The 10,672-nt window shown below is 63.8% G+C and carries 9 protein-coding genes; 8 read left to right on the top strand and 1 reads right to left on the bottom strand.

What is annotated here, in order from left to right; translation table 11 throughout:
- The coding region (locus tag EN984_RS08970; protein WP_127383706.1) for a LysR substrate-binding domain-containing protein at positions 1-689 on the top strand (689 nt) is incomplete at its 5' end.
- A 4-nt stretch (positions 690-693) separates the two neighbouring features.
- On the opposite strand, the gene EN984_RS08965 is transcribed toward EN984_RS08970, so the two are convergent.
- Positions 694-1,965 (bottom strand): FAD-binding oxidoreductase, encoded by a 1,272-nt coding sequence (locus EN984_RS08965; RefSeq protein ID WP_127269819.1) that lies wholly within the window; start codon positions 1,963-1,965, stop codon positions 694-696.
- A 195-nt stretch (positions 1,966-2,160) separates the two neighbouring features.
- On the opposite strand from EN984_RS08965, the gene EN984_RS08960 reads away from it, so the two are divergent.
- The 7 genes from EN984_RS08960 to EN984_RS08930 all read left to right on the top strand — a co-directional run.
- Positions 2,161-3,153 carry a membrane dipeptidase gene (locus tag EN984_RS08960; protein ID WP_127269817.1) on the top strand — a complete coding sequence of 331 codons (993 nt, stop codon included), beginning with the start codon at positions 2,161-2,163 and terminating at the stop codon, positions 3,151-3,153.
- 312 nt (positions 3,154-3,465) lie between these two features.
- Entirely contained in the window at positions 3,466-5,025 is a 1,560-nt protein-coding gene (locus EN984_RS08955) for an ABC transporter substrate-binding protein (RefSeq protein ID WP_127270115.1), read from the top strand.
- Between the two features lie 52 nt (positions 5,026-5,077).
- A complete protein-coding gene (locus tag EN984_RS08950; protein ID WP_127268564.1) occupies positions 5,078-6,025 on the top strand; it encodes an ABC transporter permease in 948 nt (315 codons plus the stop codon).
- A 43-nt stretch (positions 6,026-6,068) separates the two neighbouring features.
- The gene (locus EN984_RS08945) at positions 6,069-6,893 is read left to right on the top strand and encodes an ABC transporter permease (protein ID WP_023808847.1); all 825 of its coding nucleotides are present in this window, start codon (positions 6,069-6,071) and stop codon (positions 6,891-6,893) included.
- Entirely contained in the window at positions 6,890-7,873 is a 984-nt protein-coding gene (locus EN984_RS08940) for an ABC transporter ATP-binding protein (RefSeq protein ID WP_127268562.1), read from the top strand. The genes EN984_RS08945 and EN984_RS08940 overlap by 4 nt, the downstream gene beginning before the upstream one ends.
- Entirely contained in the window at positions 7,870-8,847 is a 978-nt protein-coding gene (locus EN984_RS08935) for an ABC transporter ATP-binding protein (RefSeq protein ID WP_127268561.1), read from the top strand. Before EN984_RS08940 ends, EN984_RS08935 begins: the two co-directional genes overlap by 4 nt.
- A gap of 47 nt (positions 8,848-8,894) precedes the next feature.
- The coding region (locus EN984_RS08930; protein ID WP_127383705.1) for a CocE/NonD family hydrolase at positions 8,895-10,672 on the top strand (1,778 nt) is incomplete at its 3' end.

Genomic DNA, 10,672 nt, shown 5'->3' with positions numbered 1-10,672 from the left:
GCAACACGCTGGCCGAAGCGATCCGCGAGGGTCTCGGCACCATCAGGCAAGCGGTCGAGGATTTGACCGCGCACGACAGCGATACATTCATGGTCGGCTGCAGCCACGACTTCGCGCAGGCATGGCTGATGCCGCGCTTCGGCCTCATCACATCGCAGGTTGCCGATGGCCGGGTGCTGCTGCAGACATCCACCGATTACAGGGATTTCGATCAGCCTGAAGTGGCATTGTCGATCCGTTTCGGCGAAGCCGGGCAATGGCCCGAATTCGTGACCGAAAAACTGCTCGACGGTGAATGGTTCCCGGTCTGCGCGCCGGCGTTCCTGGCGCGTTATCCGGCGCTCGCCTCGGAAGACCCCGAGGCTTTCATGGCGGTGCCGCTGCTGCATCAGGTGACGCCGCCCGGCGCGATCGACAGTTGGCAATCATGGATCGGAACCGACCGGAAACTCGACGGACCTCGGTTCACCAGCTACATGTCGATGATCCACGAAACCATCGCCGGGCGCGGCGCGGCACTCGCCTGGGCGGGATTTGCCGATGAGCATCTGCGCCGCGGCCAGCTCGTCCGGCTGACGAAAACCTCGCGTCGCCACGCCGGCTCCTTCCACATCGTCATGAGGAAGAATGCCGGCCCGGTGGTCAGGGCGGTGGCGCAGGCGCTGCTGGCCAGCGTCGGCGACAGCTAACAGATCAGGCCTCGCGACCAAACCGCGACGCTTCATGACGCGCGCCCCAGGCCGGCATGGCGGCCTCGATCTCGGCCTCCGACTTGAAGGCATCGGAGGCGTAGCGATCGACACGGAACCGCTCGGCGGAAACGAACGGGGTGTGCCCGAGGACCAGTTCGCAGGATAGCCGGCCAAGACCCGGTCCATGGGTGACGCCGCTCTCATTGTCGCCGCCGACGACCACGACATTGTCGCTGCCGGGCACCTTGCCGACGACAAGGCCGTTGTCGGGCGTGTAGCACGGCACGCCTTGCGCCCAGCTCGCGATCGTCGAACCGCGCAGCGGCGGGAACACAGTCTGCAACTCGGCAAGCTCCTGCTCGGAGGTCTCCCGCATCAGCTCGATATTGTGCGGCTGGCCAGGTTCGATCTCGTTGTCGTCGGTCTTGTAGAGAGGTTTGTAATGCCGGCCGGTTCCCCACATGACGGCGCCGAATGTTTCGCGCAGCCACAGCCGCAATTCGCGGCATTGGACCGTGGGAATGGTCGACGGCAGCCCACGATCGTCGGTGACGATGCGCGTTGCGACGACGCGCAGCAGCGGCAACTTCCAGCCGAGGCCTGATATGACCTGGTTGTTCCAGGCGCCGGCGGCAACGATCACGCCGTCAGCCTCAAGGCTGCCCTGATCGGTCTCGATGGTCACCCGGTCACCGGCATCATGGACGGCCGTTACGCGTGTGCCGCTGCGAAAAACACCGCCGAGCTCGCTGATCTGGCCGGTCAGTACCCCCATCGCCAGCTTGGTGTCGAGCTGGATGCCATGCGGATTGTAGGCGGCCGAATGGACCCGCGCCGGATCGATGAGGCCCTGCATCTTCTGGCCGATCTGCGCGGCGTTCAAATCCTGCATTTCCGGCGGGGCATAGGGTGAGTCCAGCACCGGTCGGACGAAACGCTCGCGCCCATCCTCGGTCAGCGCCATGATCAAGGTGCCGTTTGGCCGATAACCGATCTCGACGCCGACCTCGTGCAGCCTGCGATAGAAATCGAGGCCATATTGCTGCAGTTGAAGGCCTTCTTCACCGAGCGGGATCATGCCGGCGGACCAATGGGAGACGAAGCCCGCGCCGGCGCTGGTGGTCGCGGCACCCGGCTGACCCGCATCGATGACCGTCACCCGGCGCACGCCGGACCGCAGCAAATGGAAAGCCGCGCTGCAGCCGATAATACCGCCGCCGATCACGGCGATATGCCTGCTATCGCTCCCGCCATGGCTTCCGTTTGAGCTCATCTTTGTTCTCCCTTTTGCCGATGGCCCGGTCGGAGCGACATGCAGCGACGGCGACCATACAGGCCCGTTCGGAGCTGTCTAGACACATGTGTCTGTGGCCTGATACTTGATGCGCACTGCATCTGGATCACACATCCGGAACGCCGCTTGATCTGGCCTTCCGTTGTTGGTGTTGCCGAGAGAGCGAGGAAAAAAGTGAGCGTTTCGACTGCCGCCAAGGCCATTTTCGACAGTGAAATCATATGGGACGCGCATTCCGGCTTCATGCCGGATCCGGCTGCGGACCTGAACAATCTGCAGATCTGGCGCGACGCCGGCATCGACTATCTGTCAATCGATGTCGGCTTCGACCTGTTGCCCTGGGAGCAGACAGTGCGGACGCTCGCAAATTTCCGTCACTGGATCCTTGCCAATCCCGAGCACTACACGCTGGTCTCCTCCGTCGCGGAAATCCGCAAGGCCAAGCTCGAGGGCAAACTGGCGATCACCTTCGACATTGAGGGCATGAACGCGCTCGACGGCCGCATCGAAATGGTCGAGTTCTATCACCATCTGGGTGTGCGCCAGATCCTGTTCGCCTACAACAGGAACAACCTCGCCGGCGGCGGTTGCCACGATGTCGAGACCAGCCTGACGGCATTCGGCCGCGAGGTCATCGACGAGATGAACCGTCTCGGCATGTTCGTCGACGTCACCCACACCGGCTACCGCACCTCGATGGAGGTGATGGAATACTCGAACCGCCCTGTCATCTTCTCGCACTCCAACGCCAAGGCCCTGTGCGGCCATGGCCGCAACATCACCGACGAGCAGATAAAGGCCTGCGCGCGCACCGGCGGCATCGTCGCGATTGTCGGGCTCAATCGTTTCCTGGGAGAAGGGCGGACGGACTCGGACAGGCTGGCTGACCACATCGAATATCTCGTCGACCTGGCTGGCCCAAATCATGTCGGCATCGGACTGGACTACGCCTTTCCGGTTGATGTCAAAGGCATCGACCGCATCATTTCCGACAATCCGCAATTCTGGCCCAAGAGCGAATATCCGGAAGGGGCGACGACCTACGCGGCTCCCGGCCAGATGCGCGAACTGACCGATGTGCTTCTGCGCCGCGGCCAGTCCGAGCAGACCGTGCGCAACGTCCTGGGCGGCAATTTCGTGCGCCTGGCGGCCGAAATCTGGAAGTGAAGGTAGCGGAGAGCGCGTCTCCGCTCCAGCTCTTGATCCAGGCCCCACCGAATAGCGGGCCAGGCCGCACCGTGTGCGCGATCACATTTCGCGCTTAGCCGCTTGCCCATGCCGACGTAGCGGCGGGGTCGGATCGGATATCGAGATTTCCCGCAAGATCGTCCGTCTCCAAGATTCGGACATGCCGGCAAAATTTTCGCTAGACATAGATGTCTATTATTAGCAGTTTTAGCTGACAGACACATTCGGCCCGGCTTGGAGAATGGCCAACGGCTGGAAAGCAAAACAACGAAAACAGCAGAGGGGTAGAGCATGTCCATTCTAGCCGACACCAGGGTTTCGCGCCGCAGCCTGCTCGCCGGAGCCGGCGCTTTCGGCCTCGCCTCAATGGTCAATCCAAAAGTTTCCTGGTCGAGCGACGGGCCGATCCTCAAGGTGCGATCCTACGCCGACATCCAGACGCTCGACCCTTGCTTCCGGCTGGCGGCGCCTGAAGGCGACATCACCAGCGTCATCTTCGCCGGCCTCGTCGTCACCACGCCGGGCGATAGCTGGGGCTGGCGGCCGATGGCGGCGGAAACGATCAAGCAGCTCGACCCGCTGACCGTCGCCTTCCAGCTGCGCGACAATATCGGTTTCACAGACGGCTACGGCCAGATGACGGCGGAAGACGTCAAGTTTTCGATCGAACGCATCGCCGACCCCGCCAACAAAAGCCCCTATTCCGGCGACTGGGCAACGCTCAAGGAAGTCGAGGTCAAGGACAAGCTGTCGGGGCTGATCCACCTGAAGCAGGCCTTCGCGCCGCTGTGGACGTCGACCTTGCCGACGCCGTCCGGCACCATCCTGTCGAAGCGCGCCATCACCGAGCTCGGCGGCAAGATGGGCGTCAAGCCGGTGGCCCAGTCGGGCCCCTACATCCTGAAGGAATGGCTGCCCAAGCAGCGCACGGTGCTGGTGCGCAATCCCGACTGGAAGTACGAGCAGGGCGCCTTCGCGGAAATCCACATCCATCCGATCGAGGATGAGAAGACCGCCGAACTTGGCTATGAGGCCGGCGACCTCGACTACACCTGGACCGCGGTCTCCTCGATCTCGCGGCTGAAGCAGACACCGCCGCCAAAGACGACCGTCGTCGAGAAGCCTTCGCTGGCCTTTGTCTGGCTCGGCATGAACCAGGATGTCGCTCCCTTCAACAATCCGAACATGCGCCGCGCGGTTCAGTACGCCGTGGACCGCAAGGCGGTGGTCGACGCTGCCTATTTCGGTGCGGCCGCCACGGCCACCGGCATCATCGCGCCCGGTCTGCCTGGCCATCGCGAGAAGAACCTCTTCGATTTCGATCCGGACCGCGCCCGCGACATGATCGCCAAGGAGGGGCTGGCCGGCACCACGATCACGCTCGACATCCTCAACAAGACCGAGCGGCTGACCGCGGCGCAGGTCGTGCAGTCGAACCTGCAGGATGTCGGTCTCACTGTGGAGATCAAGCAGAACGACAGCGGCACCTTCTGGACGCTTGGCGCCAAGGAAGGCGACTACTACAAGAAGCTGCAGATGATCATCAGCCGCTTCTCCATGCAGCCGGACCCGAGCTGGGCCACCGCCTGGTTCACCCGCGACCAGATCGGCGTCTGGAACTGGGAGCGTTTTTCCAGCGAGGAATTCGACAAGCTCAACGCCGAGGGCATGGTCGAGCTCGACCCGGCAAAGCGCGATGTCATCTACAAGAAGCTTCAGGACCTGATGGAGGAGAACGGCAACTACATTTTCCTGACGCATGAGGTCACCGGCATCATGAATCGAGACACGCTTGTGGCCGGCCTGAAGCCGAACGGCGAACCCGTGTTCACCGACTTCAAACCGGCATGATATCGGCGGGCGGGGCTCGCCCCGGCCAAAGACCATCCGACAGGTACCGAAAATGATCCGCTACGCCCTCAAGCGTCTGTGGCTTGGCGCCATCATCATCAGCGTCGCCATGATGATGATGTTCGCCATGGTCTACCTCATTCCCGGAGACCCGGCCTCCGTCGCGCTGGGGCCACGCGCGACGCCGGAGATGAAGGAGGCGCTGCGCGAGCGTATGGGCTTGGATCAACCTGTCTGGCGGCAATTCGTGAACTTCTACGGCTCTGCCTTGCATGGCGATCTCGGCACCGAGGTTCTGTCGAACCGGCCGGTCCTGGACGTGGTGATGGAACAGCTTCCGTTCACGCTGGCGCTGGTGGTCGGCGGCATCACGTGGTCGGTGGCGCTGGGCATCCCGCTTGGCTGCATCGCGGCGGTGCGGCGCGGCGGCTTTGTCGATCAGGTGATCGGGGTGCTGTCGGTGGCGATGATCGCCGTGCCATCCTTCGTCGTCGCCATCTATTCGCTGCTGGTGTTTGCGGTCGCCCTGCAATGGCTGCCGGCGATCGGCGCCGGCGAACCGGGCGACCTCGCCAGCCGGCTTCAGCACCTCATCCTGCCGTCTCTAGCGGTCGGCCTTGGCTGGATCGGCTACATCTCGCGCATGGTGCGCGCCTCGATGCTGGAGACACTGGAGGCCAGCCATATCCGCACGGCGCGCGCCTTCGGCCTGACCGAGCACCGGATCGTCTACACCTACGCGCTGCGTATCGCCGTGCTGCCGACGATCACCTTGCTCGGCGTCGGCATCGGCCACATGCTGTCGTCTTCCGTTTTCGCCGAAATCGTCTTCGCCCGCCCCGGCATCGGCAAGCTGGTCTATGAGGCGATCTCGGTGCGCAACTACCCCATCGTCTCCGGAGCCGTGCTGGTCACCACGGTCTTCTTCGTCCTCGTCAACGTAGCGGCCGACATTCTGGTCGGCCTATTGGATCCCCGTGTCAGATCAAGTTTCAACTGAGCTGCCGTCCCGCAGCTTCCGTCTCGGCATGATATGGCGCACCGTGCGCCGCATCATGCGCGAGCCGCTGGGCGCCATCGGCCTGACGCTGGTGACGGTCGTGGTGCTGTCAGCGGTCTTCGCCAGCCTCCTGACCAGCTATGCGCCGAGCAAGATATCGCCGGCCGAACGCTTCGCTTCGCCGAGCCTGCTGCATCTGCTCGGCACCGACCATCTCGGCCGCGATCTTCTCACCCGGGTGCTCTATGGCGGGCGCGTCGCGCTTTTGATCGCGCTGGGCGCGACAGCGGTGTCGCTGGTTGTCGGCGTCGTGCTGGGGCTGATCGCAGGCTATGGGCCGCGCTGGCTCGACAATGTGCTGCTGCTGATCTTCGACGCGGTGAAGAGCTTTCCCACCGTTATGCTGGCGCTGACGCTGGTCACCCTGTTCGGCCCCTCGCTCTACGCGGTGGTGCTGGTGGTGATGCTGGTCAATGTGCCGGGTTATGCCCGCATCATCAGAACCCAGACGCTGGTGCTCAAATCAGCCGAACATGTCATGGCGGCGCGCTCGATGGGCGCCAGTGCGGGCCGCATCCTGCGCGTCCATATCCTGCCCAACATCATCGGCCCGATCCTGATCTTGATATCGATGGACATTCCCGTGGTGGTGGCGATCGAGGCCGGCATGAGCTTTCTCGGGCTCGGCGTGCGGCCGCCGACGCCGAGCTGGGGCGCGATCCTCAATGACGGCTTCGCCAACATTCGCGATTCCTACTGGATCGTGATTGCCGGCGGCCTGCCGATCGTGCTGACGACACTCGGTTTCACCTTCTTCGGCGAGACGCTGCGCGACCTCTTCGATCCCAGGCTGAAGGGACGCTCATGACGGTTCTCGAGGTCAAGAATCTGAGCGTCGCCTTCCACACCGAGAGTGGGCGATTGGAGGCGCTGAAGCAGGTGAGCTTTTCCGTGCCGGCCAACCGCAGCGTCGGCGTGGTCGGCGAATCCGGCTGCGGGAAATCGACGCTCATCAACGCCATTCTCGGCCTGCTCGCCGACAATGGTGAAATCACATCGGGCGAGATCATCTTCGAGGGCGACAAGGACCTTGCCCGGCTCGACCCCACCGCGATGCGCGGCTTGCGCGGTCTCAGGATCGCCACCGTGTTCCAGGATCCGATGGGCGCGCTCAACCCGGTGCTGTCGGTGGGGCGCCAGATGCGCGACATCCAGTATCGCTCGAACCTGTCGAAGCGGGACAAGGATGCGCGCTCGGTCGCCATGCTGCGCAAGGTTCGCATTCCCGATCCGGAAAGCCGGCTGACGCAGTTTCCGCACGAGTTCTCCGGCGGCATGAAGCAGCGCATCGCCATCGCCATGGCGCTGATGATGGAACCGGCGCTGCTGATCGCCGACGAGCCGACGACTGCGCTCGATGCGACGCTGGAGGTGGCCACTATCGAACTGCTCAAGGATCTGCAGCGCGACATCGGCTGCTCGGTGCTGTTCATCTCGCATCATCTGGGCGTGATTGCCGAACTCTGCGACGAGATGATCGTGATGTATGCCGGTGAGGTGGTGGAGAGCGGCACGACTCGCGAGATCTTCCACGATGCGCGCCATCCCTACACGCAGAAGCTTTTGGCCTGTGATCCCGCGCGGCTGTCGCAGCGGGTTGCCCGCCTGCCGACCATCGCCGGGACCTTGCCGGATCTGCGCCGCCGACCAAGCGGCTGCGTCTTCCAGCCGCGCTGCGATCGCGCCGACGCCCAATGCCTGACGACGCCTCCCAGCGCAATCCTCGGTGGGTCTCACATCGCCCGCTGCTGGCATGCGGACATTCCCTTGGGAGCGATGAACGCATGAGTTCCGACGACCTGCTCCGTGTCAGCGATCTGCGTGTCTCGTTCCGGGTTGGCGGCCTGTCCGCCAGACTTGCCGGGCGAGCCACCGAGATCGAAGCGGTGTCCGGTGTCAGCTTCACGCTTCAACGAGGCAGCACCTTCGCATTGGTCGGCGAATCCGGCTCGGGCAAGACGACGCTGGCGCGCACGCTCAACGGTCTTCAGCCGGTGAAAGCGGGCACGATCCTGTTTGAAGGGCAGGAACTGCAAGGCCTGTCCAACGCCGCCATGAAACCGGTGCGGCGGCGCATGCCGATGATGTTCCAGGATCCGGTCGGATCGTTGTCGCCGCGGCTCAGCGTGCGGTCGCTGCTGTCGGAGCCTTTCGTCATCCACGGACTGTCGGATCGCGATCTCAACGCCGAAGTCACACGACTTCTTGCACTGGTCGGGCTGCCGCGCGATTTCGCCGACCGCTACCCGCACCAGCTTTCCGGCGGCCAGGCGCGCCGCGTCGGTGTGGCGCGGGCGATCGCGCTGGACCCGGTGCTGGTCGTCGCCGACGAGCCGACAGCCGGCCTCGACGTCTCGGTGCAGGGAGAGGTGCTGAACCTGCTCAACGACCTGCGTGACCGCATGGGCCTGTCGATGCTGATCATCACCCACAATCTGCATGTCGTGCGCCAGATCGCCGACCGCATGGCGGTGATGTATCTCGGACGCTTCATCGAACAGGGCGAAACCGAAGCGATCTTCCGCGCGCCGCATCATCCCTATACGGCGGCCCTTCTCTCGGCCAATCCAGAGCCCGATCCCGACAGGGTGCATCAGCGTATCACGCTGCCGGCTGACGTTCCGTCCTTGTTGGCGCGCCCTTCAGGCTGCGAATTTCACACACGCTGTCCGCAGGCCCAGGGCCGCTGCACGGTGGATGTCCCCGTCCCGGTCGCAGTTGGCGACAGCCGTCTGACCTGCCATTTCCCGCTGAACACATAAGGATCGCCACCGGCGCAAGTGTCGGCCGGGCGTTGAGAGGAGCCGCCATGCAAGATATCCGCGTCGTCACCGATTTCCCGCGCAAAGTCCGCGAGATCGAGAATTTGTGGATTCCGATGCCGGACGGCGTCAAGCTGGCCGCACGCATCTGGTTGCCGGAAGACGCGGAGGCCGATCCGGTGCCGGCGATCCTGGAATATCTGCCATATCGCAAGCGTGACGGAACGGTGGAGCGCGATGCGCTGACGCATCCCTATTTCGCCGGTCACGGCTATGCCGGCGTGCGGGTCGATATGCGCGGCTCGGGCGACAGCGAGGGGCTGTGCAAGGGTGAGTATCTGAAGCAGGAGCAGGATGACTGCCTGGCGGTCATCGAATGGCTGGCCCGGCAATCTTGGTGCTCGGGTAGTGTCGGCATGATCGGCATCAGCTGGGGCGGCTTCAACGGGCTGCAGGTCGCCGCCCGCCGCCCGCCGGCGCTGAAAGCCGTCGTCTCGCTGTGCTCGACCGACGACCGCTATAATGATGACGTGCATTATCTCGGCGGCGCGATGATGTGCGACAATCTGATGTGGGGAACCACCGCTTGGGCCATCGCCATGACGCCACCGGATCCGCTTGTTGTCGGCGACCGCTGGCGCGAGCTTTGGGAGCAACGGCTGAACGGCAACGGCATCTGGATGCAGGACTGGTTCGAACACCAGCGCCGCGACGATTTCTACAAGCACGGTTCGATCTGCGAGGATTATTCCGATGTCGAGATCCCGGTCTATGCCGTCGGCGGCTGGGCCGACGGCTATCCCAATCCGATCTTCCGGATGCTGGAAAAACTGAGCGGTCCTCGCAAGGGCCTGATCGGACCCTGGGGCCACAAATATCCGCACTTCGCCATGCCCGGACCGCGTATCGGCTTCCTGCAGGAGTGCCTGCGCTGGTGGGATCAATATCTCAAGGGCATCGACACCGGCATTGCCGACGAGCCGATGCTGCGCGCCTGGATTCAGGATCCCGCACGGCCGGCGGCGATCTATGACGAGCGGCCCGGCCGCTGGGTGGCGGAACCGGCGTGGCCGGGACCCGGCGTCGGCGAAAAGGTGCTGAACCTTGCGCCGCATGTGCTGAGCGAAGCCAAGGGCGCAAACGCGATCCTGGAGGTTTCATCGCCACAGACGGCCGGCCTGTCGTCCGGCGCCTGGTGCGGCTATGGCGTGATGCCGACCTTGCCGGTCGACCAGCGCATGGAAGAAGGCAATGCCCTGATCTTCGAGACGGCGCCGTTGACCGAAGCGGTCGAGATCCTTGGCTTCCCCGAATTCGAGGTCAAGCTCTCCTCCGACAAGCCCGTCGCCCTTCTGTCCGCCACGCTGTCGCAGGTATTCCCTGAAGGTGCCGCCTCGCGTATCAGCTACGGCATCCTCAATCTGAGCCATCGCAACGATGATCTGGACATCGCACCCATGGTGCCGGGCCAGGCGGAGACCGTCCGCGTCAAGCTGCGCTGCTGCGGGCAGCGTTTCGAGGTCGGCGAGCGTATCCGGCTGGCGCTGGCGACATCGCATTGGCCGATCGTCTTCCCGACGGCCGAGCAGGCGACGTTGTCGATCCATTGCGGCGACAGCCGGCTGATCCTGCCGGTGCGCGCGCAGCAGAAGCTGGACGACACACTGGGGGTTTTCCTGACTCCGGAAAGCGCCGCGCCGATGGAGCAAGAGGTGCTGGCCAAGGGCGACGGCTTCCAGCGTTCGGTGTCGACGGACCAGGTCACCGGCGAGACCGTCTATCAGGTCGCCAATGATGGCGGCACGGTGCGGCATCCACATACGGG

This window comes from Mesorhizobium sp. M7A.F.Ca.CA.004.12.1.1, assembly GCF_003997835.1.
In the GTDB taxonomy this organism is placed as follows: domain Bacteria; phylum Pseudomonadota; class Alphaproteobacteria; order Rhizobiales; family Rhizobiaceae; genus Mesorhizobium.
This window is presented reverse-complemented; position numbering and strand designations above follow the sequence as displayed.

What these genes read in the sequence shown, in the direction of transcription:
- EN984_RS08965 (WP_127269819.1), bottom strand. Translation starts at nt 1,965, where the DNA reads ATGAGCTCAAACGGAAGCCATGGCGGGAGCGATAGCAGGCATATCGCC.
- EN984_RS08955 (WP_127270115.1), top strand. Translation starts at nt 3,466, where the DNA reads ATGTCCATTCTAGCCGACACCAGGGTTTCGCGCCGCAGCCTGCTCGCC.
- EN984_RS08950 (WP_127268564.1), top strand. Translation starts at nt 5,078, where the DNA reads ATGATCCGCTACGCCCTCAAGCGTCTGTGGCTTGGCGCCATCATCATC.
- EN984_RS08940 (WP_127268562.1), top strand. Translation starts at nt 6,890, where the DNA reads ATGACGGTTCTCGAGGTCAAGAATCTGAGCGTCGCCTTCCACACCGAG.
- EN984_RS08935 (WP_127268561.1), top strand. Translation starts at nt 7,870, where the DNA reads ATGAGTTCCGACGACCTGCTCCGTGTCAGCGATCTGCGTGTCTCGTTC.